At 68.8% G+C, this 24,521-nt stretch carries 22 protein-coding genes; 10 read left to right on the forward strand and 12 right to left on the reverse strand.

All coding sequences use genetic code 11. The features are described from left to right. Positions 1-13: 13 nt before the first annotated feature. Positions 14-1,030: a 4-hydroxythreonine-4-phosphate dehydrogenase PdxA gene (gene pdxA, locus J7520_RS12990; RefSeq protein WP_291188900.1), complete on the forward strand. Its 1,017-nt coding sequence runs from the start codon at positions 14-16 to the stop codon at positions 1,028-1,030. Beyond that, positions 1,027-2,172, forward strand: coding sequence for a methyltransferase domain-containing protein (locus J7520_RS12995; protein WP_291188901.1), 1,146 nt, complete (start codon positions 1,027-1,029; stop codon positions 2,170-2,172). The genes pdxA and J7520_RS12995 overlap by 4 nt, the downstream gene beginning before the upstream one ends. A gap of 63 nt (positions 2,173-2,235) precedes the next feature. Here J7520_RS12995 and J7520_RS13000 read toward each other — a convergent pair whose 3' ends face one another. After that, positions 2,236-3,201, reverse strand: a complete 966-nt coding sequence (locus tag J7520_RS13000; RefSeq protein ID WP_291188903.1) for a LysR substrate-binding domain-containing protein — start codon at positions 3,199-3,201, stop codon at positions 2,236-2,238. Between the two features lie 91 nt (positions 3,202-3,292). Between J7520_RS13000 and J7520_RS13005 the strand changes: the two genes are divergently transcribed. The 4 genes from J7520_RS13005 (at position 3,293) to J7520_RS13020 (ending at position 6,505) form a co-directional block, all read left to right on the forward strand. Further along, positions 3,293-4,288 (forward strand): YeiH family protein, encoded by a 996-nt coding sequence (locus J7520_RS13005; protein ID WP_291188904.1) that lies wholly within the window; start codon positions 3,293-3,295, stop codon positions 4,286-4,288. 140 nt (positions 4,289-4,428) lie between these two features. After that, complete coding sequence (gene rsmA, locus J7520_RS13010) at positions 4,429-5,277, forward strand: 16S rRNA (adenine(1518)-N(6)/adenine(1519)-N(6))-dimethyltransferase RsmA (protein WP_291188906.1); 849 nt, start codon at positions 4,429-4,431, stop codon at positions 5,275-5,277. Beyond that, positions 5,274-5,657 carry a Co2+/Mg2+ efflux protein ApaG gene (gene apaG / locus J7520_RS13015; protein WP_291188908.1) on the forward strand — a complete coding sequence of 128 codons (384 nt, stop codon included), beginning with the start codon at positions 5,274-5,276 and terminating at the stop codon, positions 5,655-5,657. The genes rsmA and apaG overlap by 4 nt, the downstream gene beginning before the upstream one ends. Beyond that, on the forward strand, positions 5,657-6,505 hold the full coding sequence (locus J7520_RS13020; protein WP_291188910.1) for a symmetrical bis(5'-nucleosyl)-tetraphosphatase: 849 nt from the start codon (positions 5,657-5,659) through the stop codon (positions 6,503-6,505). Before apaG ends, J7520_RS13020 begins: the two co-directional genes overlap by 1 nt. 194 nt (positions 6,506-6,699) lie before the next feature. Here J7520_RS13020 and J7520_RS13025 read toward each other — a convergent pair whose 3' ends face one another. Continuing rightward, positions 6,700-7,194 (reverse strand): dihydrofolate reductase, encoded by a 495-nt coding sequence (locus J7520_RS13025; RefSeq protein ID WP_291189094.1) that lies wholly within the window; start codon positions 7,192-7,194, stop codon positions 6,700-6,702. A gap of 128 nt (positions 7,195-7,322) precedes the next feature. Here J7520_RS13025 and J7520_RS13030 point away from each other — a divergent pair, with 128 nt between their 5' ends. Beyond that, a complete protein-coding gene (locus J7520_RS13030; RefSeq protein WP_291188912.1) occupies positions 7,323-8,333 on the forward strand; it encodes a hypothetical protein in 1,011 nt (336 codons plus the stop codon). On the opposite strand, the gene J7520_RS13035 is transcribed toward J7520_RS13030, so the two are convergent. Both J7520_RS13035 and lgt read right to left on the reverse strand, forming a co-directional pair. After that, positions 8,311-9,105, reverse strand: a complete 795-nt coding sequence (locus J7520_RS13035; RefSeq protein WP_291188913.1) for a thymidylate synthase — start codon at positions 9,103-9,105, stop codon at positions 8,311-8,313. The genes J7520_RS13030 and J7520_RS13035 overlap by 23 nt on opposite strands. Then, a complete protein-coding gene (gene lgt, locus J7520_RS13040) occupies positions 9,105-10,007 on the reverse strand; it encodes a prolipoprotein diacylglyceryl transferase (RefSeq protein WP_291188915.1) in 903 nt (300 codons plus the stop codon). Before lgt ends, J7520_RS13035 begins: the two co-directional genes overlap by 1 nt. 130 nt (positions 10,008-10,137) lie before the next feature. Between lgt and J7520_RS13045 the strand changes: the two genes are divergently transcribed. Beyond that, complete coding sequence (locus tag J7520_RS13045; protein WP_291188917.1) at positions 10,138-11,814, forward strand: hypothetical protein; 1,677 nt, start codon at positions 10,138-10,140, stop codon at positions 11,812-11,814. A 10-nt stretch (positions 11,815-11,824) separates the two neighbouring features. On the opposite strand, the gene J7520_RS13050 is transcribed toward J7520_RS13045, so the two are convergent. Continuing rightward, positions 11,825-13,018, reverse strand: coding sequence for a class I SAM-dependent rRNA methyltransferase (locus tag J7520_RS13050; protein ID WP_345776916.1), 1,194 nt, complete (start codon positions 13,016-13,018; stop codon positions 11,825-11,827). 88 nt (positions 13,019-13,106) lie between these two features. Here J7520_RS13050 and J7520_RS13055 point away from each other — a divergent pair, with 88 nt between their 5' ends. Next, on the forward strand, positions 13,107-15,137 hold the full coding sequence (locus J7520_RS13055; RefSeq protein ID WP_291188921.1) for a thioredoxin domain-containing protein: 2,031 nt from the start codon (positions 13,107-13,109) through the stop codon (positions 15,135-15,137). 48 nt (positions 15,138-15,185) lie between these two features. Here the strand turns inward: J7520_RS13055 and J7520_RS13060 are convergent, their stop codons facing one another. The 6 genes from J7520_RS13060 to J7520_RS13085 all read right to left on the reverse strand — a co-directional run bounded on the left by J7520_RS13060 (position 15,186) and on the right by J7520_RS13085 (position 20,677). Beyond that, on the reverse strand, positions 15,186-16,655 hold the full coding sequence (locus tag J7520_RS13060; RefSeq protein ID WP_291188923.1) for an SdrD B-like domain-containing protein: 1,470 nt from the start codon (positions 16,653-16,655) through the stop codon (positions 15,186-15,188). A 392-nt stretch (positions 16,656-17,047) separates the two neighbouring features. Then, positions 17,048-17,536, reverse strand: coding sequence for a TPM domain-containing protein (locus J7520_RS13065; protein ID WP_291188925.1), 489 nt, complete (start codon positions 17,534-17,536; stop codon positions 17,048-17,050). Beyond that, positions 17,536-18,468 carry a TPM domain-containing protein gene (locus J7520_RS13070; protein ID WP_291188927.1) on the reverse strand — a complete coding sequence of 311 codons (933 nt, stop codon included), beginning with the start codon at positions 18,466-18,468 and terminating at the stop codon, positions 17,536-17,538. Before J7520_RS13070 ends, J7520_RS13065 begins: the two co-directional genes overlap by 1 nt. Positions 18,469-18,659: 191 nt before the next feature. Beyond that, positions 18,660-19,289 (reverse strand): LemA family protein, encoded by a 630-nt coding sequence (locus J7520_RS13075; protein WP_291188929.1) that lies wholly within the window; start codon positions 19,287-19,289, stop codon positions 18,660-18,662. A 150-nt stretch (positions 19,290-19,439) separates the two neighbouring features. Then, positions 19,440-20,192, reverse strand: a complete 753-nt coding sequence (locus J7520_RS13080) for a TerC family protein (protein ID WP_291188931.1) — start codon at positions 20,190-20,192, stop codon at positions 19,440-19,442. A gap of 122 nt (positions 20,193-20,314) precedes the next feature. Next, complete coding sequence (locus tag J7520_RS13085) at positions 20,315-20,677, reverse strand: diacylglycerol kinase (RefSeq protein ID WP_291188933.1); 363 nt, start codon at positions 20,675-20,677, stop codon at positions 20,315-20,317. 157 nt (positions 20,678-20,834) lie between these two features. Between J7520_RS13085 and J7520_RS13090 the strand changes: the two genes are divergently transcribed. Continuing rightward, positions 20,835-21,509 carry a phosphatase PAP2 family protein gene (locus J7520_RS13090; RefSeq protein WP_291188935.1) on the forward strand — a complete coding sequence of 225 codons (675 nt, stop codon included), beginning with the start codon at positions 20,835-20,837 and terminating at the stop codon, positions 21,507-21,509. On the opposite strand, the gene J7520_RS13095 is transcribed toward J7520_RS13090, so the two are convergent. Continuing rightward, entirely contained in the window at positions 21,490-24,219 is a 2,730-nt protein-coding gene (locus J7520_RS13095; protein ID WP_291188937.1) for a winged helix-turn-helix domain-containing protein, read from the reverse strand. The genes J7520_RS13090 and J7520_RS13095 overlap by 20 nt on opposite strands. Positions 24,220-24,521: the final 302 nt, after the last annotated feature.

Below are 24,521 nucleotides of genomic sequence, written 5' to 3' on the forward strand. Positions count from 1 at the left end.
CGCCGCCGCTCCGGTGACCGCGCTGCCGCGTCTCGCGCTCACCGCCGGCGAGCCGGCCGGCATCGGACCGGAGCTGATCGCGAAACTGGCGGCGAGCGATCTCGCCGCCGATCTCGTCGCGATCGCCGACGCCGATCTGCTCGCCGACGCCGCCCGTCGCGCCGGCGTCGATCTCGACCTGGAAACCTACGATCCGAACCGCGCGCCGACCGCGCGCGCGCGCGGCCGCCTGCGCGTCGCGCCGATCCCGTTGCGCGCCGCGGCGGCGCCGGGAACGCTCGATCCGCGCAATGCGGCTTACGTGCTGGCCACGCTGGCGCGTGCCGCCGACGGCGCCGCCGACGGCGAATTCGCCGCGATCGTGACCGCGCCGGTGCACAAGGGCGTCGTCAACGACGCCGGCATCGCGTTCACCGGCCACACCGAATTCTTCGCGCAGCGCGCCGGCCGCGACGTCGTCATGATGCTGACCGCGGCGAACGCCGGCGGCCGCGCCGCCAGCGGCGGCGACCTGCGCGTGGCGCTGGCGACCACGCACCTGCCGCTCGCGGCGGTACCCGCCGCGATCCGCCGCGACGATCTGGTCAGGCACCTGCACATCCTCTGCGACGAGCTGATCGCACGGTTCGGCATCGCCGCGCCGCGCGTGGCCGTGCTCGGCCTCAACCCGCACGCCGGCGAAGGCGGCCATCTCGGTCGCGAGGAGATCGACGAGATCGCCCCGGCGATCGCGCGGCTGCGCTCGGCCGGCTTCGACGTGCAGGGGCCGCTCCCGGCCGACACCGCCTTCGTGCCGACGCAGCTCGCGCGCTACGACGCCGTGTTCGCGATGTACCACGACCAGGGCCTGCCGGTGCTCAAGCACGCCGGCTTCGGTCATGCGGTCAACGTCACCCTCGGCCTGCCCTACATCCGCACCTCGGTCGACCACGGCACCGCGCTCGACCTCGCCGGCAGCGGCCGCGCCGATGCGGGGAGTATCATCGCCGCGACCGACCTCGCCATGCGCCTAGCCGAACGCAGCTCATGAACCTCAGTCGCCTCCGCTCGCTTTGGCATCATCCCCAACGCAGCCCCGGCGACGCTCCCGAATCCCTGATCTCCGAACTCTATCGCGGCCTGCTCGGCCGCGAGCCCGACCAGGGCGGCCTGCGTTCGCACGCCGACGCGCTCAGATCCGGCACCGCGCTGGCCGACATCGCGCGCACGATGGTCGAGTCGGACGAATTCAGCCAGCGCCAGAAGTACCTGCGCGTGCCGCCGACCGAACTGCCGGACCTGACCGAGCGCTTTCCGCAGCGCTATCGGCGCAACCCGGACGGCACCAGCACCCTGACGATCTCCGACGATCGCGAGTTCGACGAACTCGAAGCCGCCATCCACGAACACCGCTACTACGACAGCTTCGGCGTCTGGTCGCCGGTCGTCGACGTCGACAAGCGCGTGACGGCGGCGCTGGTCGCCGGATTCGGCGCGAAGCGCTGCCTGGAAATCGGCTGCTTCACCGGTCCCGTGCTGAGCCTGCTGCACGAACGCGGCATCGAGACGACCGGCGTGGAGATCAGCCACCTCGCCTTCGTGCTGGCCTATCCGTCGATCAAGAACCGCATCCGCTACGGCGATCTGCTCTCGCTGGACCTGCAGCCGCCGTACGACGCCGTGCTGGCGATGGACATCCTCGAGCATTTCAATCCGCTCAAGCTCGACCGCTATCTGGAGCGCATGCGCCAGTTGCTCGACCGCGACGGCTACTGCCTGATCAATTCGCCGATGTTCGGCCGCGACGAGGTGTTCGGCGACGTCGACATCCCGCTGCCGGAATGGCGCGCCGCCGGTCCCGCCTCGTTCTGGCGCCACCTGCACTGCGACGCGCGCGGCTGGCCGGAGCATGGGCACCTGGTCTGGGCCAGTCCGTCCTGGTGGGAGAGCCGCTTCGCCGCGCACGGACTCGTGCGCGACAAGGACGTCGAGCACCGCATCCACGCGAGCCTGGCCGGATTCTTCGCCACGTACGCGCCCGCACGGCGCACGTTCTTCGTGCTCAAGCGCGAGGACAACGCGAAGTCCTCGCGCGAGGTCGCCGATCGCGTGGCCGGCGAACTGGCCGGCGTGCTCGCCACCGAACCCGGGCTCGCCGACGCTGCGAGCGCCGCTCTGCGTGGTGGGGTGTGAGAAGGGCACTTCGACGCGGATCAACTGGAAAGAACGCGGATAGAGCTTTTTCTTGATCCGCGTCTATCTGCGTCGATCCGCGTCCAGCTTGCCCTCGCTTCCGCCGCGATCTCCGTGTCGATCCGCGTCCGGCTTGCTCCTGCCCCGCCGATGCGCCAGCGCGCAGTGCAGGAACGCCGCCAGCGTCGCGCCGCGGTAGCGCTCGCGGTGCACGACCAGGGCCAGTTTGCGGCGCAGGTCGAGGAACGGAACTTTCAGGGCGACCAGCTTGCCGGCGGCGACCGCGTCCGCGATCGCGACGGCGGGCAGGCAGCCGATGCCTAGGCCCGCGATCACCGCCTGCTTGATCGCCTCGCTCTGGCCGAGTTCGAGCACGACTTCGAGCGGCCCGAGCGCGTCGCGGCTCGCATCCTCGAACAGTTGGCGCGTGGCCGAACCGCTTTCGCGCAGGATCCAGCGCTCGCCGGCGAAATCGCGCGCATGCAGGCGCTTTCGCCGCGCCAGCGGATGGTCGGCGCGCGCGCAGATCTTCAGTTCGTCCTCGCGCCAGGGAATGCTTTCGATCTCGGCCTGCGCCGCCGGTCCCTCGACGCAGCCGACGTCGAGGCTGAAATCGAGCAGGCCGGCGATGATCTCCGCCGTGTTGGCGACGCGCAGGCTCAAGCGCACCGCCGGATGCGCGGCGACGAAACCGCCGAGCAGCTCGCCGACCAGATAGTTGCCGATCGTGTTGCTCGCGCCGATCGCGAGCGCGCCCCGCGGCTTCGCCGTCGCGGCGCCTTCGCCGAGTTCGCGCAGGCGCTCGACGATCTCTCGCGCGCGCGGCAGCAGCGCGCGCCCCTGTTCGTTCAGATGCAGCCGGCGCTGGTGACGGTCGAACAACGTCGTGCCGAGCAGACGCTCCAGTTCGGCCAGGGCCATGCTCGCCGCCGGCTGCGTCAGGCCGAGCTGCGCGGCCGCCGCGCGCACGCTGCCGGCGGCGGCGATCGTGCTGAACACTTCGAGTTGCCGCGGGCTGATCGCGATCATCAGGAATCCTTATAACCGTCATCATGACTAACGATTATCTTTATATGACGGATGATTCGAAAATGCGCGTGCCGCCTCTCCCGGTCCGCCCATGTCCTCCGTCGCCGCCCGCCTTCCCGGTCTCCTCTTCGCGCTCCTGCTCGGTCTCGCCGGGCTCGCCCTGGCCGCATTGCCCGCGCTGGCCGGATTGCAGCTGTCGGCGCTGACGCTGGCGATCGCGCTCGGCATGCTGCTCGGCAACCTCGCCGGCGCGCGCCTGCCCGCACGGCTGTCGCCCGGCATCGCGTTCGCGCAGCGCGAGCTGCTGCGCGCCGGCATCGTGCTGTACGGCCTGCGCATCAGCTTCCAGCAGATCGCCGACGTCGGTCCGGGCGCGCTGCTGCTCGACCTGATCGTCGTCGCCAGCACGCTCGGCCTCGGCCTGTGGATCGGCCGGCGCTGGCTCGGCCTCGATCGCGACACCGCCTTGCTGACCGCCTGCGGCAGCGCCATCTGCGGCGCGGCCGCCGTGCTGGCGACCGAGCGCCTGCTGAAACCGGAAGCGAGCAAGGTCGCGATCGCGATCGCCGGCGTGGTGCTGTTCGGCACCGTGAACATCTTTCTCTATCCGCAGCTGGCGTCGTGGCTGGCGCTGCCGCCGGAGACCTACGGCATCTACACCGGCGCGACCGTGCACGAGGTGGCGCAGGTGGTCGCCGCCGGCAACGCGGTCAGCCCGGCCGCAGCGGATACCGCGGTGATCGTCAAGCTGACGCGCGTATTGCTGCTGGTGCCGTTCCTGTTCCTGCTCGGTGGCTGGCAGGCGCGTGCCGGCGGCGCGGGCGGGCGCATCACGGTGCCTTGGTTCGCGCTCGCCTTCGTCGGCGTCTGCGCGCTGAACTCGACGATCGAATTGCCGCCGGGCCTGCGCACGGCACTGCTCGACCTGGACACGCTGCTGCTGGCCACCGCGATGGGCGCGCTCGGCCTCGAGACGCGCGTCTCGCGCCTGCGTGCGCTCGGTCCCAAGCCGCTGCTGCTCGCCTTCGCGCTGTTCGTCTGGCTGACCGTCGGCGGCTACTGGCTCACGCGCTGGCTGGTTGCTTGACGCGAGAGCGGAAAGCCGGACGCGGATCAATGCCGATGGAAGCGAATTGAGGCAAACAGAATTTCTGATACGCGTTCATCCGCGTCGATCCACGTCCAAGCCTTCGCTCCCGACGCCTGCCCATCCGCTACGATGCGCGCATGAGCGACGATCGGCACATCCACAAGAAGCGCTTCGGCCAGCACTTCCTGCACGACCCCGGCCTGCTGCGCAAGATCGTGCAGGCGATCGATCCGAAACCCGGTGAGCGCATCGTCGAGATCGGCCCCGGCGACGGCGCGCTGACGCTGCCGCTGCTGCGCGCGCTCGGCCGCCTGACCGTGATCGAGCTCGACCGCGACCTGATCCCGCGCCTGCGCGCTGCGGCCGAAGGCGTCGGCGAATTGGAAATCCTGCACGCCGACGTGCTCGGCGTGGATTTCACCAACCTCGCCCAGGGCGGCACGCTGCGCGTGGTCGGCAATCTGCCCTACAACATTTCCTCGCCGATCCTGTTCCACTGCCTCGACCACGTCGATTCGATCCGCGACATGCATTTCATGCTGCAGAAGGAAGTCGTCGACCGCATGGCCGCGGCGCCGGGCAGCAAGGTCTACGGCCGTCTGTCGGTGATGCTGCAGCTCGCCTGCCGCGTCGAACCCCTGCTCGCCGTACCGCCCGGCGCGTTCCGGCCGCCGCCGAAGGTCGATTCGGCGGTCGTGCGCCTGATCCCGCGCGCGGCCGGGGAGCGCCCGGCGGCCGACGCGGCGACGATCGCGCGCATCGTCAAGGCCGCCTTCGGCCAGCGCCGCAAGACACTGGCGAACGCGCTGCACGGGCTGGTCACCGGCGAATGCATGCAGACCGCCGGCGTCGATCCGAAGGCGCGTGCCGAACAGCTGGCGCCGGCGGCGTTCGTGGCTTTGGCGCAGGCGCTGGCCGCCTCCGCCGACGAAAGCCAGGGCACGCTTGCCGCCGCGCCCCGCGTCCCGGAAAATCGCCACCCATGAGCGGCAAGAAGCCTTACGACATCTCGATCTCGGTCGACGCGCGCTTTCTGGACGACCAGTCGGCGCCGGCCGACAATCGTTACGCGTTCGCGTACACCATCACGATCGCCAATCACGGCACGGTCGGCGCGCGGCTGCTGTCGCGCCACTGGGTCATCACCGACGGCAACGGCAAGGTGCGCGAAGTGCGCGGCGAAGGCGTCGTCGGCGAACAGCCCTGGGTGCGCCCGGGCTCCGACTACGAGTACACCTCGGGCGCCGTGCTCGAGACCGCGCTCGGCACGATGCGCGGCAGTTATCAGATGATCGCCGACGACGGCACCCAGTTCGACGCGCACATTCCCGCCTTCGTGCTGTCGATTCCGCGGACCTTGCACTGATGGCAGTCTGGGCCATCGGTGACGTCCAGGGTTGCCACGACGAACTCGCCCGCCTGATCGACAAGCTGCGCTTCGACCCCAGCGTCGACCGGCTCTGGTTCTGCGGCGACCTGGTCAACCGCGGCGGCCAGTCGCTGGCCGTTTTGCGCACGGTCAAGGCGCTCGGCGACAACGTGACCGTCGTGCTCGGCAACCACGATCTCTCGCTGCTCGCGATCGCCGAGCGCAAGCGCGAGGAGCAGGCGCGCGTCAATCCCGAATTGCGCGAAGTGCTGTTCGCGCCGGACCGCGACGAGCTGCTCGGCTGGCTGCGCCGGCGCAACCTGCTGCACGTCGACCGCACTCTCGGCTTCCTGCTCGTGCACGCCGGCCTGTTCCCGCGCTGGACCACGCAGCAGGCCGAGGAGATGGCGCGCGAAATCGAGGACAAGCTGCGCAGCGACGGCTACCGCCGCCTGCTCAAGCAGATGTTCGGCAACAAGCCGGACCTGTGGACGCCGAAACTGCGCGGCACCGATCGCTGGCGCGCCGGCATCAACGTGTTCACGCGCATGCGCTACGTCGACGTGCGCGGCCGCATCGCCTTCGGCGACAAGGGCGCGCCCGGCACGCAGCGCCCCGGCCTGTATCCGTGGTACGAGGTGCCGGGCCAGATCAAGCGCGACCTGCGCGTGGTCTGCGGCCACTGGTCCACGCTCGGCCGCTTCGTCGGCCTCGGCATCCACGCGATCGACACCGGCTGCGTCTGGGGCGGTTCGCTGACCGCCATGCGCCTCGATTCGGAGGATCCGGAGTTCGTCAGCATCAAGTCGGAGCGCAAGCCGGCGCCGGGGAAAGAGCAGGACTGACGGGCCACTCGCCCTCTCGCTTGCAGAGCTGGGCTGACGGCATTCGATGGCCGGACGAGCAGGCGGATTTCTCGCAGAGACGCGGAGACGCAGAGGTAAAGGCGTCTGATGCGGGGCTCTCCTGCTCTTCTTCTCTCTCTGCGTCTCCGCGCCTCCGCGAGAGAAATCTTGCGAACGGACGAACCAGACGACGACTACGGCGCTTGCCGGCGCTCGTAGTCGACGAAGCTCATCGCATACCTGTGCCGCGCATCCGCCGCATGCGGCTCGCGTGACGTCTCGATCCATTCTTCGGCGTCGAAATGCGGAAAGTACGCATCGGCGCCGGCGGCTTCGGTGTCGATCCAGGTCAGATGCAGGTGTGTCGCGCGCGGCAGCGCCAGCGCGTAGACCTCGCCGCCGCCGATCACGGCGAGTTCCTCGCCGTCGGCGCGCTCGAGCGCCTCCTCCAACGAATGCACGACGAATTGCCCCTCGAACGGCGCGCGATCGCCACGCGTCAGCACGAGATTCGCGCGTCCCGGCAATGCCCGGCCGATGGCGAGCGCGGTCTTGCGTCCCATCAGGACCGGCTTGCCGAGCGTCAACGCCTTGAAGCGCTTCAGGTCGTCGGGCAGATGCCAAGGCATCGCGCCGTCGCGACCGATCGCGTGATTGCGGTCGAGGGCCGCGACGAGAGAAATGCGTATCGGCTCGGAGCTCATGCGCGTATTCTGACCGTTGTCTGCATGCGCGGCGAGCGCCATGACTTTGAGCACTGTGGACGACGTGCGGGGTCGGCGATTTTCGCGCTCTCCTCCGACGACCAAGAGCGAAGATGCCCCCTATCGCGCTGCTGTTGACGATACCGCTCGCGGGTACGCAGGCGACCACGATCCCGAGCCGTTTCGAGGCCGATCGCGTGTTCGCGACACCGACCACGGCCAGCGGCGAATCGCTGCGTCTCTACACCGACACCGGTGGCGGCACCAACCTGCTCTGCCGCAAGGCGGCCGAGCGCCTGCACCTCGCGCTCGAGGCGCTGCCGCCGGATCCGGAGCTCGAGGCCGAACTCGGCAAGGACGTGCGGCGAACCCGGATGCCCGCGTTCAAGCCGAATGCCGGCGTTCCGGGCAACGCCGACGGCGACGACTCGCTGCTCGTGCACGAGTGCAAGGACCACAGCGGCGCCTCCGCGTCGAGCACCGGCGACGGCCTGCTCAGCAACCGCTGGTTCGCCGGACGCGTCTGGACCTGGGACTATCCGGCTCGCAAGTTCACTCTCGAAGGCGACGACTGGAAGGCGCCGGCCGGCGCGCATCGCACGGAGATCGGCTTCAAATCCGCGTCGGCCGACGCGCCGGCGTTCCACATGCCGCGCATCACCGCGCGCGTCGACGGACGCGATCTCGACCTGCTACTCGATACCGGCGCGACCGGCTATCCGACGCGCGTGGCGCTCGCCGCGCAACCCAAGCCGGCGCCGGTGAACGGCGCGCGCGCGGCCAGCTTCATCACCACCAGCACCTTCGACGCCTGGCGCGCGGCACATCCGGAATGGGTCGTGGTCGAGAACGCGGACGACCTGTTCGCGCCGCGCTTCCGCGCGCGCGCGATCCGCGTGCCGGAGGTCGAGGTCGCCGGATGGAAGGTCGGCCCGGTCTGGTTCACCGAGCGGCCGGACCGTGCGTTCCGCGAGATGATGTCGAGCATGACCGACAAACCCGTCGAAGGCGCGCTCGGCGGCAACGCGCTGATGCGCTTGCGCATGACGCTCGACTATCCGCGCAATGCCGCCTATTTCAGCTGCGCGCAGGGCTGCACGGCTACACCGCCACCGGCGCCTTGATCGCCGCGTGCGGCGCGTAGTCGACGAAGGCGACGTCTTCGTAGCGGAAGTCGGACAGCGAGCGCACGTCGGGATTGAGCACCAGCTTCGGCAGCGCGCGCGGCTCGCGCGCGAGCTGCTCGCGCGCCTGCTCGAAGTGGTTCGAATACAGGTGCGCGTCGCCGAGCGTGTGCACGAAGTCGCCCGGCGCGAGGCCGGTCACCTGCGCGACCATCTGCGTCAGCAGCGCGTAGCTGGCGATGTTGAACGGCACGCCGAGGAAGATGTCGCCCGAACGCTGGTAGAGCTGGCAGGACAGCTTTCCATTCACGACGTAGAACTGGAACAGCGCGTGGCACGGCTGCAGCGCCATCTTCGGCAGGTCGGCGACGTTCCAGGCACTGACGACGAGGCGGCGCGAGTCCGGATTGCGTCGGATCTCGTCCACCACCCAGGCGATCTGGTCGACGCTGCGCCCGTCCGCGCCGGCCCAGCTGCGCCATTGCTTGCCGTACACCGGCCCGAGTTCGCCGTCCGCGTCGGCCCACTCGTCCCAGATCGAGACACCGTTGTCCTTGAGGTAGCGGACATTGGTCTCGCCGCGCAGGAACCAGATCAGCTCGTGCACGATCGAGCGCAGGTGCAGCTTCTTCGTCGTGACCAGCGGGAAGCCCTGCGCGAGATCGAAGCGCATCTGCCAGCCGAACACGCTGCGCGTACCGGTGCCGGTGCGGTCGGATTTCTCGGCGCCGTGCTCGAGCACGTGGCGCAGCAGGTCGAGATATTGGCGCATCAGCTCGCGTTGCCGTTCTTGGTGTCGTCCTGGTCGGGCATCGTAACCGAGTACAGGCGCAACGTCGGCGCCTTGCGCGACAGCCACAGCAGCAACAGACCGACCAGGATCAGCGGCACGGAAAGGATCTGCCCCATGGTCAGCCAGCCGAAGGCGAGATAGCCGAGCTGCACGTCGGGAACGCGTACGAACTCGACCGCGAAACGGAAGAGGCCGTAGAGCAGCGCGAACAGGCCGGACACCGCGTAGCGCGGCCGCGGCTTGCGCGAGTAGATCCACAGCACCACGAACAGCACCACGCCTTCGAGCGCGAACTCGTACAACATCGACGGATGACGCGCCTGATCGTTCAACTGCCCGGCCAGGTACATGGCATGCAGTTCGTCGCGGGTCTTGCCGAGCGATTCCAGCGCGCTCGGGAAGATCATGCCCCAGGGCTTGTGAGTCAGGGCACCCCACAGTTCCCCGTTGATGAAGTTGCCGAGCCGGCCGAGCCCGAGCCCGATCGGCACCAGCGGCGCGACGAAGTCGACCACGTCGAAGAAATGCAACCCGTGCTTGCGCGACCACAAGAGGCCCGCGACGAGCACGCCGAGCAGGCCGCCGTGGAAGGACATGCCGCCTTCCCAGACGCGGAACAGGCTGAGCGGATGGGCGACCAGCTCGGCCGTGTTGTAGAACACCATGTAGCCGATGCGGCCGCCGAGCACGACGCCGAGCATCACGTAGAAGGCGAGATCGGAAAACTCGTCGCTGGTGACCGGCAGGCGCCCCGCCGCGCGACGGCGCTGGCCGAGCCACCAGGCGCCGGCGAAGCCGGCGAGGTACATCAGGCCGTACCAGTGCACGGCGATGGGGCCGAGCGAGAAGGCGATCGGGTCGATGTCGACGAAGTAAGGCATGAAAGAGGTGCGGCGGCGATCAGTCTCTCATTGTGCCGGCAAACGGTGACGACGGCGAGCCAAGCCGCTCGGGAGACGCCGCGCCGAGCGCGCTGATACACTGGAATCAGGACGCCGTCAGGGGAAGGGAATGCGGTTCTTTCGCGATGCAATCGGCATCGGCTTCGGCTTGATGCTCTCGATGGCCTTCTGGGCGGCCCCGCTCTGCGCCGCGGTCGTCACCGTACATGGCCGGATCAGCGACGCCGCCAATGGCGAACCGATTGCGGGCGCTCTCGTCAAGATCTACCTGAAGGACGATGAGCCGGTGGCGTTGCTGGAAACCACCTCCGACGGTGCTTACGCCTGGACCGGCGATCTGAACTTTGGCCAGTACGCTCATATAGTGGCGTCCGCCTTCGGCTATGGATGGGACGAGTCCTATTTCGATGCCTCGTCGAGCAGCGTCGAGCGGAACTTCGCGCTGTTTCCCGCAAGCGTCGCCGGCGTAGTGCGCGACGCCGCCGGAGCGCCGCTTGCAGGCGTCATCGTGCAAGCCTGGATTCGCGACGAGGACTCGTCCAGTTGGACCATCGATGATCGCGTCGCCACGGCAGCCGACGGCTCGTACAAGATATGGCTGTCGCCCGGCACCTATCGGATCTGCGCCGGCGGAATGCTCGCCGGCCTCGTGCAGGAATGCTATGACGGCGTTCCCGTCAGCCATCTCTCCGACATCGACGCCGCGACCCCGATCACGATCGGCGACGGCCGAACGCGGCACGACGTCGATTTCGACCTGACGGCCGGCTCGTCGTTCGCCGGTTCCGTGGCCGACGAGCGCTCCGGCGATGCCATCCCATACGCCGACGTCACGTTCGAACTCTATGACGCGGACGGAAACCTGATCGACGTCGGCAAGGAGCGTACGGACGCCTCCGGCGCCTATCGCGTCGACGGCGTACCGAATGGAACCTTCCGCATCGCCGCGCGCGTCAGCTCCCGTGGCCTCGGCGGCAAGCAGCTCTACTCGGGCATCGACTGCGCGGGCAACGACTGCTCGCCGATCGTCGCGGGCGATGCCATCAGCGTCGTGGCAGGCGATTCGATCGACGGCATCGACTTCGCCTTCGGCCCCGAGGCCGTCATACGCGGCAGAGTCACCGACGTCGTCGACGGTGCGCCGGTGCCGAACGCCTGGATCATGGCTTGCTACAACGACACTCTCTTGTTCTTGACCTACTGCCATTTCACGGTGCGGTCGGATGCGGACGGCCGTTACGAAATCGCCGTGAACGTACGCCCCTACTACTTCGTCAAGGTGATTGCCCCCGTCGCCTACGTCGACCAGGTGTATCCCGGCGTGTCCTGCATGGGTCGATCGTGCAACGAAAACGGCGAGTCGGTGATCGTCGAATCCGGCGACACCGTAGACGCCATCGATTTCGCCTTGCGCCGCAGTTCGACATTGGCCGGTCGGGTCGTCGACTCGAGGACGGGAGCGCCGCTCCCCAATACGTACATCGTCGGCTATGACGCCGACTACGCCGAGAAGTGGTCCGCTTATACGGATCAGGACGGCCGCTACGTCGGCGGGAAATGGTTTGCGGGCACGTACTATGTCCGTGCTTACTACGGCAGAGACGCTTTCGCGCAGTGCGCCTTCTATTTCGATCGGCCTTGTCCCGTCTATCCGGAACCGATCTCGTCGATCGCCCCGACTCCGCTGGTGCTCGCCGCCGAGGAGCACCGGGAGAGCATCGACTTCGTGCTGACGGACCTGCCCATCTTCATGAACGGCTTCGAGGCCGACGCCGCAGTGAGATGAGGCCGGCGCGTCACGCCGGCAACACGCGACAAACGAAGCCCTTGAGGTAATCCGTCTCCGCAATCGCCGGATGCACCGGATGGTCCGGCGCCTGCTGCAGCGCGATCAGCATCTGCGCCTGCCGGTCGAGATGGCGCACACCCTGCTGCACCGCTTCGAGCAGCGTCGCGCGCGGCATGTGATGCGAGCACGAGCAGGTGACCAGCAGTCCGTCGCGCGCCAGCACCTGCATGCCGAGTTCGTTGATGCGGCGATAGGCCAGGCGGCCTTCGGCGAAATCCTTCTTGCGCTTGATGAACGCGGGTGGGTCGAGGATCACCACGTCGTAATGCTCGCGCGCGTCGCGCAGCGCCTTGAGATGGTCGAACGCATCCGCACGTACCGCCGTCACGCGATCGGCGAGACCGTTGCGCTCTGCGTTGCGCGCGATCGCCTCGACCGCCGCCGCGGACGCGTCGACGCAGACGACTTCGCTTGCGCCGGCCGCTGCGGCGCGCAGACCCCAGGCGCCGAGATAGCTGAACATGTCGAGCACGCGCTTGCCGGCGACGAAGCGCGCGAGCAGGTCGCGGTTCTCGCGCTGGTCGTAGAACCAGCCGGTCTTCTGGCCGCCGATCGGATCGATCGCGAATTCGAGCCCGCCCTCGCGCACGATCGTCTCGCCGCCGTACTCGCCGTGGCCGAGGTCGGCGTACTCGGGCAGGTGCTCCATCGTGCGGATCGAGGCGTCGTTCTTCCACCAGAGCTGGCGCGGCTTCAGCACCTTGACGACGGCGGCGGCGATCTCGTCCTTCAGGCGCTCCATGCCGGCCGTCGCGATCTGGCCGACGACGACGTCGCCGAAGCGGTCGAGCACCAGGCCCGGCAAGCCGTCGGACTCGCCGAACACGAGCCGGTAGTACGGCTCCGAGTACAGGCGTTCGCGCAGGGCCAGCGCGACGTTGAGCCGATGCACGATCAGCGAGCGGTCCAGCGCGTGCTCGACGCCGCGCGAGACCAGGCGCGCCGCGATCAGGGAATTGGGATTGACGTAGCCGATGCCGATCGGCTTGTCGCGATGGTCGAGGATCGCGGCGATCTCGCCCGGCTCGAACGCCGACAGCGGCGAACGCGCGACGTCGACCTCGTTCGAGTACACCCACAGATGCCCGGCGCGCAGGCGCGCATCCTCGCCGCGCTTCAGGTACAGGGCCGGGTATTCGATTTCGTCGCTCACGTCGTGCACTCGCCGTCGGGTGGCGCACGGTAGCGCCTGGCCGCGCACGTAACAACCCGCGGCGTACACTTCCGGCATGACCAACCGTCTCGCCGCCGAAACCAGTCCGTACCTGCGCCAGCATGCCGACAACCCGGTCGACTGGTGGCCGTGGTGCGAGGAAGCGTTCGCCGTCGCGCGACGCGAGAACAAGCCGGTGCTGCTCTCGATCGGCTACGCCGCCTGCCACTGGTGCCACGTGATGGCGCACGAGAGCTTCGAGGACGAGGCGGTCGCACGCGTCATGAACGCGCTCTACGTCAACGTCAAAGTCGATCGCGAGGAGCGGCCCGACGTCGACAAGGTCTACCAGCTCGCGCACCAGGCGCTGGCGCGGCGCGGCGGCGGCTGGCCGCTGACGGTGTTCCTGACGCCGGACGATCGCCTGCCGTTCTTCGCCGGCACCTACTTTCCGAAGACGCCGCGCTACGGCATGCCGAGCTTCGTGCAGGTGCTGCAAGGCGTGCGCCGCTGGTACGACGAGAAGCCGGCCGAGCTGCGCGCGCAGAACGAGGCGCTGGCGCGCTTCCTCGCCGACTACGGCGAAGGCGACTCGCATGCGGATGCGCTCGACGACAGCCCGATCGCACGCGCGCTCGAACGCATCGCCGCCGAATTCGACGCCGACAACGGCGGCCGTCGCGGCGCGCCGAAGTTCCCGCATGCGAGCGAGATCGAACTGCAGTCGAACGCCGGCGGCGAACGCGGCGCGGCGATGGCGCGCCTCACATTGGAACGCATGGCCGAACGCGGCCTGCGCGACCACCTCGGCGGCGGCTTCTTCCGCTACTGCATCGACGCCGAATGGGACATTCCGCATTTCGAAAAGATGCTGTACGACAACGCGCAGCTGCTGCCGCTGTATGCGCGCACCGACGATCCGGCCTTCGCCGCCGCGGCGTTCGACGCGGCGACCTGGCTGGTCGGCGAGATGAGCGCATCGGGCGGCGGTTTCTACAGCTCGCTGGACGCCGACTCGGAAGGCGAGGAAGGCCGCTTCTACGTCTGGGATCGCGACGAAGTGCGCGGCCTGCTCGACGCCGGGGAATACGCGCTGGTCGAGCGACGCTTCGGACTCGATCGCGCGCCCAACTTCGAGGACCATGCCTGGCACCTGCGCGCGGTGCTGTCGCTGCAGGATGCTGCTGCCGCGCTAAGCATCGAACCCGAAGAAGCACAAGCGCGCTGGCTGCGCGCGCGCCGCCGCCTGCTCGCTGCGCGCGGCGCGCGTGCGCGGCCCGCGCTCGACGACAAGATCCTGACCGCCTGGAACGCGCTGGCGATCGCCGGCGCGGCGCGCGGCGCGCGCGTCGACGAGAATCTCGCTGCGCTGACCGTCGAGGCGGAACGTGCGCTCGACTTCCTGCATGCGCAGCTCTGGAAGGACGGCCGCCTCTACGCCAGCCATGCGCGCGGCGAGACGAAGTTCGCCGCCTATCTCGACGATCACGCCTTCCTGCTCGACGCCCTGCTCGCGATGCTGCAGCTGCGCTGGAAGCGGCGCGACCTGGACTGGGCGATCTTGCTCGCCGATACCCTGCTCGATCGCTTCGAGGACCGCGACCGCGGCGGCTTCTGGTTCACCGCGCACGACGCCGAGGCGCTGCCGCAGCGGCCGAAGCCGTGGATGGACGAATCGCTGCCGTCCGGCAACGGCGTCGCCGCGCGCGCCCTGCTCCGCCTCGGCCATCTGCTCGGTGAAACACGCTACCTCGATGCGGCCGAGCGTTGCCTGCGTGCGGCGTGGCCGAGCTTGCAGGAACTCCCGCACGCGAGCTGCACCTTGTTGCTCGCGCTCGGGGAATTCCTCCGTCCGCGCATGCACGTCGTATTGCGCGCGGCGGACGGCGAGGAAGCATCGCGCTGGAAGGAAGCCGCCGCGACGACGGTACGCGCGGACGTGTACCGCATTCCGCCACAGGATGCGCCCTTGCCCGGCGTGCTCGCCGCGCAGATTCATCGCGCGGGCGGCATCGCCTACGTTTGCGAAGGCGCGCATTGCCGCGCGCCGATCGCAATTCCGGACGAACTCTCGATCGCCGTGAACGACACGGCATGCGTGCCGTGATCGCTCCCGGTGCGCGCCGCGAGACGCGCACCGGGAACGCTCCCTTCCTCAATCCACCTCGAAACTCTGCAACGACACCGGCGTGCTGGTGCTCGCCGTGCTGGTGTTGTTGTCCGCATCCGGATCGGGGATCGCCGGGGCCGGCGTCACCGTCGCGGTGTTCGACAGCATGGTCTCCGCGGCGGGCGTGGTGCCCTGGATCGTGATGCGCACGCTGCCGCCGACCGGCAGGGTCGGCAGGGTGCCGCTGGCGTCGTTGCCGACGACCTGCACCGGGCCGCAGACGGCGCCGCCGGTTTCGTTGTCGCACAGCGCGCTGACGGCGGTGATTTCCGCCGGCACCGGGTCGCTCCAGCTGGCGCCGTCGGCTGCGGTCGGGCCGGGGTTGGAGATCGTCAGCGTGTAGACGATCGGCTGGCCGCCGCCGACGTGCGACGGGCCCTGCTTGAGGATCTGCACGTCGGCGCTGACGAAGCCGAAGTCGGTGGCGACCTGGCTGCCGCTGGTGACCGACACCGGCACGTCGTTCGGCGTGTGCAGGGCGACGTTCGCCGGCACGTTCGGATCGGTGACGAGCGCGTGCACGATGTAGTTCGCGCCGACCGGAATGTTGGCGAACGCGTAATGGCCGGTCGCGTCGGTCTGCGTCGTCGCGACGATCACGTCGTCGCCGGTATCCGGCGTGCCTTGCGTGTCGACGATCTGCACCGGGATGTTCGCCGGCAGGCCGGGCTCGCCCGCCTGCAGCGCGCCGTCGAGATTGGCGTCGTAGTAGAGCGTGCCGCCGACCGCGCCGGCCGGCAGCGCGCAGGGCGCGAGGACGATGTCGTCGAGCGCGAAGTCGTTGCCGAGTCCGCCGCTGCTGTTGTTGTCGAGGCGCACCTCGATCTGCGTCGCGCCGGCGCTGTTGAACAGCGCCGCGTACTGGTGCCAGAACGGGGGATTGGCCTGCGGGATGTCGCCGGTGGTGGCGACGACGATGCCGCCGCCGACCGGATCGACGCCGACGCGGCGGATCACGGTGGCGAGATTGGGCAACAGCAGGTCGTTCGAATTGCTGTTGACGTTCATGACCCAGAAGCTGACTTCGAAATTCGTGTTCGGCGCGACGGCGAACGTCTGCGCGTAGAACGTGCCGGGCTCGATGCTCGCGTTGAACACGGCGAAGCGGTCGTCGGCGGCGCCGGTGGTGTGGCCGAGCAACTGGTCGTGCCAGGTGCTCCACGGGCTGCCGGGGCCGGTCGCGTTGACGATCACGTACTCGCCGTCGTCGGGGTGATAGCTGACCCAGGACGCGTAGGTGTAGGTCGTCTGCGCGCCGAGGCCCGGCGCCGGCGCGCTTTCGCCGAATGCGCCGCTGCCGGTACCGAAACTGCCGTCGGCGATCAGGTTCGCGCCGGGCACGCCACCTTGCGCGGCGCAGGTCTCCGGCGACGGTACCGGCGGACCCGGCGGTCCGTTCGCATGCGCGTTGGCCATGGCGAGCAGGAGTGCCGCCAGCAAAATCGAATGTTTCATCGCAATCACCTCGAACTGTGATGGGGCGCGCCAGCGTTCGCACGGCGGGCCCGAGTGCCGATCAGGGGGATGTGCGCGGCAAGGCCACGCGCAAGAGTGCTTCCGACCCACGCGATCCGCGTGGCTGGCCCGGCGCGCCCATGACGCGCCCGCGACTGGCGAAGACAACCCCTGCGTCGCTGCGGCGGAACCTCGGGAGCGAACGCGCGAAGCGCTCGTCGCGAATCCCGCAGCACAGGACGGGCGGCAATCTAACAGAGAACTACGTCACAGTTTCCGATTCTTGACCGATCTTCAAGATTGGGCCGCAGCGGAGCGCGCATATCGGGATTTCGCTACCGCTCGTCCCTCACCGTCGCACGGCACGACACACGCGAAACGGCGTGCGAGCACTACAGCAACACCGGCCGATCCGGCAATTCGTCGGGATTGCGTTGCCCGTCGGCCGGGAAATGGCGCGCGAGGATCGCGGTGATCGCCTCGACGCCGGCGATCGCGCCGCGCTGGTAGTCGCCGGCGATGAAATGCTGCCGGATCAGCGCGCAGACCTCGCGCCACTCCTCTTCGGCGACCTTCGCCGCGATGCCGCGATCGGCGACGATCTCGATCGCGTGCTCGGCGAGCAGCACGTAGACCAGCACGCCGGTGTTGTGCTCGGTGTTCCACACGCGCAGTTGCGCGAACGCTTCGCGCGCGCGCTCGCGCACGTCGTGCCTGCGCAGCACCACCAACGGCGGCAGCGAGCCTTCGACCGCGAACACGATCTCACCGAGGTGACGGCTCTCGCTGGCCTTGATCGCGCGCTGGATCGCATCCAGCGTCGCTGGCGGAAAGCGGCGCCGGGCCAGACCGAAATCGAACAGATGGCGCAGCACACGCATCACCAGCTCCCCGAAGCGCCGCCGCCGGAAAATCCGCCGCCGGAGCCGCCGCTGAAACCACCGCCACCGCCGCTCCAGCCACCGCCGCCTCCACCCCAGCCGCCACCGCCGCCGAAGCCGCCCCAGCCGCCGCGATTGGCGAAACCGCCGCCACCGCCGCCGCCGAGCAAGCCGAGGAAAAGACCGGCCAGGCCTGCGCCGATACCGAGCGGAATCAAGCCGCTGAGCAGCCAGCCGGCACCGCCGGTGATCGCCGCGACCAGGCCCGCGCGCGGCGGCGTCGGCAGCCGTCCGAACATCCCGCGCGCCCAGAAGCCGATGAACAGCGCAACCATGAACGCCGCGCCGGGATCCATGCCCTGCCCGTGCCCGGCGTCCTCGTCGGTCAGCGGCGGCGGCAGCGGCTCGTCGTTGATCAGCTTGGTCAGCGCGCCGAGCGCGTCCGCGACGCCGCCGTAGTAGTCGTTGGCGCGGAATTTCGGCGTGACGTATTCGCGGATGATGCGCGCGGCGGCGGCGTCGGGAATCGCGCCTTCGAGATCGGAACCGACCTCGATGCGCACGCGCCGGTCGTTCTTGGCGACGATCAGCAGCACGCCGTCGTGCGTCTTGCCGTCGCTGCGCGACAGCTTCCAGGTGTCGGTGACGCGGATGCCGTACTGCGCGATGTCCTCGGGCGCGGTCGTCGGCAGCATCAGCACGGCGACGCGCGATCCCTTGCTCTGCTCGAGCGCTTGCAGCTGCGATTCGAGCGTCTGTTTCTGCTGCGCGTCGAGCGTACCGGTCAGGTCGGTGACGCGCGGCCCGAACGGCGGGATCGGCTGCAGACCGCCGTCCGCGGCCCACGCGGCGACGGCGACGAGACACAACAGCGCCGCCAGCAGGCCGTGCAGCACGCGCGTGGCAAGACGCTTGGAGCGGCTCCGGTTCAAGCGATCGCACCTCGAACGGCCGACGAATTCTCCACTTCCGCTCGCGGGAGAAAGCCCGCTCCGAGCTCGCGTCGAAGCGCCTTCATCCGCTCCCACTCCCCTCCGGCCGCCGCACGGCGGCCGTCGATCCCTCGCGCGGGAAAGGGGAAAGCTGAGTCGTGAATCCTCACGCCCGTCGTTCTGGAACGGTTCTAGTGCGCGGGCTGCGGTTGCTGCTGCGGCGGCTGCGCCGGCTTGCTGAAGTCGACCGTGGGCGCGGTCGAGATCTGCTTCTCGTTCTCGACCGAGAAGTTCGCCTTCGTCTTGTAGCCGAACAGCATCGCGGTCAGGTTGGTCGGGAACGAGCGGATGTAGGTGTTGTAGTCCTGGATCACCTGGATGTAGCGGTTGCGCGCGACGGTGACGCGGTTCTCGGTGCCTTCCAGCTGCGCCTGCAGGTTCTGGAACAGGCCGTCGGCCTTCAGCTGCGGATAGTTCTCCGACACCGCCATCAGCCGCGACAGCGCGCTGGACAGTTCGCCCTGCGCCTGCTGGAACGCCTTCATCTTGTTCTCGTCGGAGAGGTCGTCGGCGCTGAGGTTGATCTGGCCGACCTTGGCGCGCGCCTCGGTGACCTTGGTGAAGACTTCCTCTTCGTGCGTGGCGTAGCCCTTCACCGTGTTGACCAGGTTCGGCACCAGGTCGGCGCGGCGCTGGTACTGGTTCAGCACCTCGGACCAGGCGGCCTTGACGCCCTCGTCCTTCGACTGGATCTGGTTGTAGCCGCAGCCGCTGAGCAGCGTGACGAGCAGCAACAAGGAAACGAATCGGATCGCGCGCATATTCCCTCTCCGTTGACGGCCATCCCCGGACACGGCCGGATCGACGCTACTCTGGCGCGGAGACCGGAGCCGCGCAAGCGTCCGCATGGATTTCTGACATTCGCTCCCGCGGCTGGCGTCTGCGTGAATGCCGAGGGCGGGCGTCCCGCACTAGCCGTCGCCGATGCCGATGCCGCGTTCGCGCCGCCGGCGCCTGCGGCGCTCGGCGAACAGGTTCAGCGACTCGACCGCGGCCGAGAACGCCATCGCGAAATACAGATAGCCGCGCTGGATGTGCACGCCCAGGCCATCGCAGACCAGGGCGACGCCGACCAGGATGATGAACGCGAGCGCGAGCATCTTGATCGTCGGATGGCTGTCGATGAAGGCGCCGATCGGGTCGGCGACGAAGATCATCACCAGCACGGCCAGGATGATCGCCGCCACCATCACCGGCAGGATGTTGATCATGCCGACCGCGGTGATGACCGAGTCGAGCGAGAACACGATGTCGATCAGCGCGATCTGCGCGATGACCAGGGCGAAGCTGGCGGAAGCGCGGCCGCCGGCCTCCTCCTCTTCGTCGCCGAGCGCGTCGAGGATCTCCATCACGCCCTTGACGACGAGGAAGATGCCGCCGCCGATCAGCACCAGATCGCGGATCGAGATGATCTGGCCGAACATGTGGAACAGCGACGAGGTGCGGTCGTCCATGCCGGCCAGGTGCGCCAGCGACAACAACAGCAGGATGCGCGTGATGCAGGCGAAGGCGAGGCCGATGCGGCGCGCGCTCGAACGCCGTTCCGCCGCCAGGCGGCTCACCGCGATCGAGATGAAGACGAGGTTGTCCACGCCGAGCACGATCTCGAGCGTGGACAGGGTCAGCAGCGCAATCCAGGTTTGCGGGTCAGCGAGCAGATCCAACCGCGACTCTCCACGAGCGTCCAGGCCTGGGTTGAAGAAAATGCTTTCCATCGAGAACCGCGGCGAGGCGCGGCCGCTTCCCGATTCCCGCGATCATCGACGATCGCGGGAGCATGCCGAAGTCACCGCCAGAGTATCAGGCCCCAGCACAGCAGGACATTGAACATCAGCAACAACACGGCGGCCGAGCCCATGTCCTTGGCGCGGCCGGCGAGTTCGTGGAACTCCGGACTGGCCTTGTCGACGATCGCCTCGATCGCCGAGTTGAGCAGCTCCGCCGACAACACCAGCAGCAGGCTGCCGCAGAGGATCGCCTTCTCGATCGGCCCGTGGCCGAGCCAGAGCCCGAGCGGAAAGAAGATCACGAACAGATAGCCTTCGAGGCGGAACGACGCCTCGTGCCGCCAGGCCGCGCGCAAGCCGGCCATCGACCACTGGAAGGCGCGCCAGATCTGGCGCGGACCGCGCGGTTCCGTACTCGGCATCGTCAGGTTTCCGTGCGTCGGTTCGAGCGGAGCGGCGCATACGGCCGATGACGAGGGGGCGGCAACCGTTCGGGAAGCGGCATGGTCGGTCGAATGGGCGCGGAGGCGGGCGCGCTATGATGCCACCCGGGCTCGGCGCACGCACAGGGGGAAGGCCATGATCGACGCGACCGCGGCGTACGGCGTGAATCGCCGCCTGCTCGTCGTCGTCGCGGCGATCGCCGCGACGTCGTTCGCCGCGGGCCTGCTCGGCCTCGACCGGCCGCTCGCCGAATGGATCCGTGCCAGCGGAATCGAGAACGCGACCGTGTTCGCCGACGGCCTCGGCGCGCTCGATTTCGTCAGCGGCATGCACGTGTGGTTCTGGCTCGCCGGCTGCGTCACCCTCGCGATCGGCGCGGCGGGGCTGATGCTCCGGCGTGGACGTCAATGGCCGCGCGCGCTGGTCGGGGCGGCGCTGGTGCAGTTCGCGACGCTGGCGACGATGATCGCCGGCAAGAACCATTTCGGCCGCCTGCGCCCGCACCAGGTGCTCGACGGCGGCGACTGGAGCCACGTCTGGTTCGCCGGCGGCGGCTCGTTCCCCTCCGGCCATTCCGCGTTCTACTTCGGCCTGCTGCTGCCGCTGGCGGCAACCTGCCGTCTGCCCTGGCTGCGCGCCGTGCTGCTGGCGATCCCGCTGTTCGTCGTCGCCGCGCGCGTCGACCTCGCCAAGCATTTCCTGTCCGACGTGTCCGCCTCGGCGCTGATCGCGGCGGCGTATTCGCTGCTGCTCGCGATTCCGGCGCGGCGCTGGCTGGCCGCGCCGGACCTCACGTCAACTCGCGATTGAGCGCCGCCAGCGCCTGGTTCGCCTTGGCGTAGAACGAATCTTCCGTCGCCGATTTCTGCCGCAGGCCCTCGACGGCCGATTTCAGCAGCGGCGCGGCCGCTTGCGCGTCGCCGCGCTTGCTCAGCAGCAGGCCGCGCAAGGCGTCGAGCCGGAACGCCCACAGCCCGTCCGCGGTGCCGGCCGATTCCAGTGCCTTGGCGTCGAGCGATTGCAGCAGGTTGGCGGCTTCTTCGAGCTTGCCGAGCTCGACGTCCGCAGCCGCCAGCCAGAACGCGGCGACCTGACTCTGCGGGTTTTCCTTCGACAACTGCGCCGACAGCTTCTGATGCGCGAGCTGCAACTGCGACTGCGCTTCCTGCATGTTGCCCGTCTCGTACAGCGCCTGGCCGAGGTTGACCAGCGTCACGTTGGTGATGTTGTGCTCCGACCCGAGCTTGGCGCGGAACCCGTCGTAGACGCTCCGTCCGTACTCCAGCGCCTTCGGCCAGTTCCTGCGGTGGACCTCGATCTCGTAGAGGTCGGACATCAGCACGAGATTGCGCGTGTGCTCCGCCCCGAGCAGGGCGACGATCGTCTTCTGCGCGTCGAGCAGCTCCGCCTCCGCCTTCTTCTCGTCTCCGGTGAGCATGTACGCCTTCGCCACGCTGGCCCTGGCGAAGGCGAGCACCAGCTCGCTGTCGTTGCCGCGCGCGGCGATCTCCTCGACCAGGCTGCGTCCCTCGTCCAGCGCCTCCTGCGGCTGGCCGAGCTGCGACAGCATGCTGATCATGTCCATGCGCATCGAATCGCGCGTGGAGACGTTGTCGGGATCGGCCTGCCGGATCGCCGCGATCGCGACCCGATACTCCGGTACGGCCTTGGCGTACTCGCCGAGATTGCCGAAATAGATCGCCTTCGCCGACGAGACCAGGTACTTCGACCACGGCTCGGACGAATCCCGGGTCGACGATTCGAGTTTCTCGATTTCCTTGTGCGCCTCGTCGAACTTCGCCGTCCGCGTCAGCATGCGCGCGAGCATCGAGCGGGCGCGCAGGGCGTCGCGACTGCCCGCGCCCTCCTCGCGCTCGTACAGCGCCAGCGCCTGGCGCGCCTCCGATTCGGCCTCCGGGAAGAGTTCGAGCATGTTGAGCGAGGTGACCAGGCTGGCGCGGATCGACGCCTCGGTCAGCGGCTGCGCGGCGAAGCGTTTGGCGATGCGCCCGCGCGCGCCGAGCAGGGCGTCCTTCAGCGACGTGCTCTGCCCTTTCGACGCCACGAACGGATTGGTGTTGCTGATCAGTTCCTCGTTGAGGAAGCGGTTCAGCGCGCTGGCGCGTTCGAGCTCGCGCTGCGCCTCGTTGCGCGCGCGCAGCGCATCCTGATACAGCACCAGCACCACGGCGACGCCGGCGAGCAGCGCGGCGGCCAGCGCGATCAGGTACGGCCGCCGCGCGCGGCTCTTCGCCAGCTGCTCGCGCGCGAGGCGTGCCTGCGCCTCGTCCTCGGACGCGCGCTGCGCCTGGGCGCGCCGCGCGTCGCGATTGCGCAGACGCGCGGCCAGTTCGCTCGCGCTGGCCAGGCGGCGCTCCGGGTTGCCGTCGGTGGCGAGGCGGATGTCCTCGCGCAGCAGTTCGTCGGCGATGTCCTGCTCCCAGCCGGACGCCATCGGCCGGGTCAGGTCGCCGGCGAGCATCTGGTAGAGGATGATGCCGAGCGCGTAGACGTCGCTCTGCACCGTCGGCGCATGCCCGGCGAACACCTCCGGCGCGACGTACAGCGGCGTGCCGGTGGACGAATCGGTGCTGATGCTCTGCGTGGCGGTCAGGCCGAACTGGGTGATGCCGAGTTCTTCCAGGCGCTCCGGATCGAGCAGCCGGCCGCTGCCGAAATCGGTCAGGCGGATGCGCCAGCCCTGTTCCTCGCCCGCGATCAGCACGTTGGCCGGCTTCAAGTCCTTGTGCAGCACGCCGACGCCGTGCGCCGCGGCGACCGCGTCGACGATCTGCAGGAACAGGCCGAGGCGCTGTTCGATCGTGGTCGCGGCCAGTCCGCTCTGCGCCCACTCGTACAGGCTGTCGCCGCCGTACTCGCATTCGAGGAAGAACGGCGGGTTCTCGAAATTCCAATCGATCAGCTCGACGAAATGCTCGCGCTCGTCGAGGCCTTCCTGCAGCACGCGCGACAACGTCGCCTCGCGCTTCAGCGCGCGCAGGCGTTCGCCGTCGACGCCGAACTTGTACACGCGCCGCTCGCGCGTCTTGGCGTGCTCGGCCAGCCACACCTCGCTGCCGTGGCCGCCGCCGAGCTGGCGCTGCAGCACGAAATTCTCGCGGCCCGGCACGGCCTGGCCCGGCAGCAGCTCGAGCCGGCTGGCCAGCTTGCGCCCGACCGCGACGCGCTCGATCACCCCGCTCATGCGGTAGCCGATGCGCGGCTGCGTCAGCAGCAGCTCCGCGTTCGCCTCGCCGAGCGCGCGGCGCAGCTTGGTGATCGCGTTCGGCAGCACCTTGTCGACGGTGACGCGACCGGCCCAGACCTCGCGGAACAATTCCTCCTTGGTCACCACCTCGCCCGCGTGGCGCAGCAGATAGGCGAGCACCTCCAGCGCCCGCCGCTCGACCTCCACGCGCAAGCCGGCCACGCGCAGCTCGAACCAGGCCTCGTCGAACTCGGCGCTGCCGAAGCGGTAGCGATAATAGGTTTGCGCTGGCGCGCTCGAATCGTTGTTCATGTCTCCGGCGTCATGTCGCGGCCCGCACGAGGCGGGGCCGGTGAATCCCTTCCCTCCAGCCCGGCGCATGATACGACTGTTGATGCCGTCGCCTGACGCCCCCAGCCGTTACCAAGTCGTTACTGAGTCGTTATCGAGCCGTGCCGACAAGGCGCGGCGAGACTTCTAGACTGCGGTGCCGCCGATTGCGGGGGCGGATCGCGTCGCGGTGATTCTCCTCACGGCGACCGCCGCTTCGATGGCCGTGCTCCGCGCGACGCCCATTGCGCCAGGCCGGAGGACGTCACAAGACACGAAATTTT

It is taken from the genome of Dokdonella sp. (genome assembly GCF_017744955.1).
Lineage (GTDB): Bacteria > Pseudomonadota > Gammaproteobacteria > Xanthomonadales > Rhodanobacteraceae > Dokdonella_A.

Coding starts and splice junctions, on each gene's coding strand:
- J7520_RS12995 (WP_291188901.1), top strand. CDS start 1,027: ATGAACCTCAGTCGCCTCCGCTCGCTTTGGCATCATCCCCAACGCAGC.
- J7520_RS13000 (WP_291188903.1), bottom strand. CDS start 3,201: ATGATCGCGATCAGCCCGCGGCAACTCGAAGTGTTCAGCACGATCGCC.
- J7520_RS13005 (WP_291188904.1), top strand. CDS start 3,293: ATGTCCTCCGTCGCCGCCCGCCTTCCCGGTCTCCTCTTCGCGCTCCTG.
- rsmA (WP_291188906.1), top strand. CDS start 4,429: ATGAGCGACGATCGGCACATCCACAAGAAGCGCTTCGGCCAGCACTTC.
- apaG (WP_291188908.1), top strand. CDS start 5,274: ATGAGCGGCAAGAAGCCTTACGACATCTCGATCTCGGTCGACGCGCGC.
- J7520_RS13020 (WP_291188910.1), top strand. CDS start 5,657: ATGGCAGTCTGGGCCATCGGTGACGTCCAGGGTTGCCACGACGAACTC.
- J7520_RS13030 (WP_291188912.1), top strand. CDS start 7,323: ATGCCCCCTATCGCGCTGCTGTTGACGATACCGCTCGCGGGTACGCAG.
- J7520_RS13035 (WP_291188913.1), bottom strand. CDS start 9,105: ATGCGCCAATATCTCGACCTGCTGCGCCACGTGCTCGAGCACGGCGCC.
- lgt (WP_291188915.1), bottom strand. CDS start 10,007: ATGCCTTACTTCGTCGACATCGACCCGATCGCCTTCTCGCTCGGCCCC.
- J7520_RS13045 (WP_291188917.1), top strand. CDS start 10,138: ATGCGGTTCTTTCGCGATGCAATCGGCATCGGCTTCGGCTTGATGCTC.
- J7520_RS13055 (WP_291188921.1), top strand. CDS start 13,107: ATGACCAACCGTCTCGCCGCCGAAACCAGTCCGTACCTGCGCCAGCAT.
- J7520_RS13060 (WP_291188923.1), bottom strand. CDS start 16,655: ATGAAACATTCGATTTTGCTGGCGGCACTCCTGCTCGCCATGGCCAAC.
- J7520_RS13065 (WP_291188925.1), bottom strand. CDS start 17,536: ATGCGTGTGCTGCGCCATCTGTTCGATTTCGGTCTGGCCCGGCGCCGC.
- J7520_RS13075 (WP_291188929.1), bottom strand. CDS start 19,289: ATGCGCGCGATCCGATTCGTTTCCTTGTTGCTGCTCGTCACGCTGCTC.
- J7520_RS13085 (WP_291188933.1), bottom strand. CDS start 20,677: ATGCCGAGTACGGAACCGCGCGGTCCGCGCCAGATCTGGCGCGCCTTC.
- J7520_RS13090 (WP_291188935.1), top strand. CDS start 20,835: ATGATCGACGCGACCGCGGCGTACGGCGTGAATCGCCGCCTGCTCGTC.
- J7520_RS13095 (WP_291188937.1), bottom strand. CDS start 24,219: ATGAACAACGATTCGAGCGCGCCAGCGCAAACCTATTATCGCTACCGC.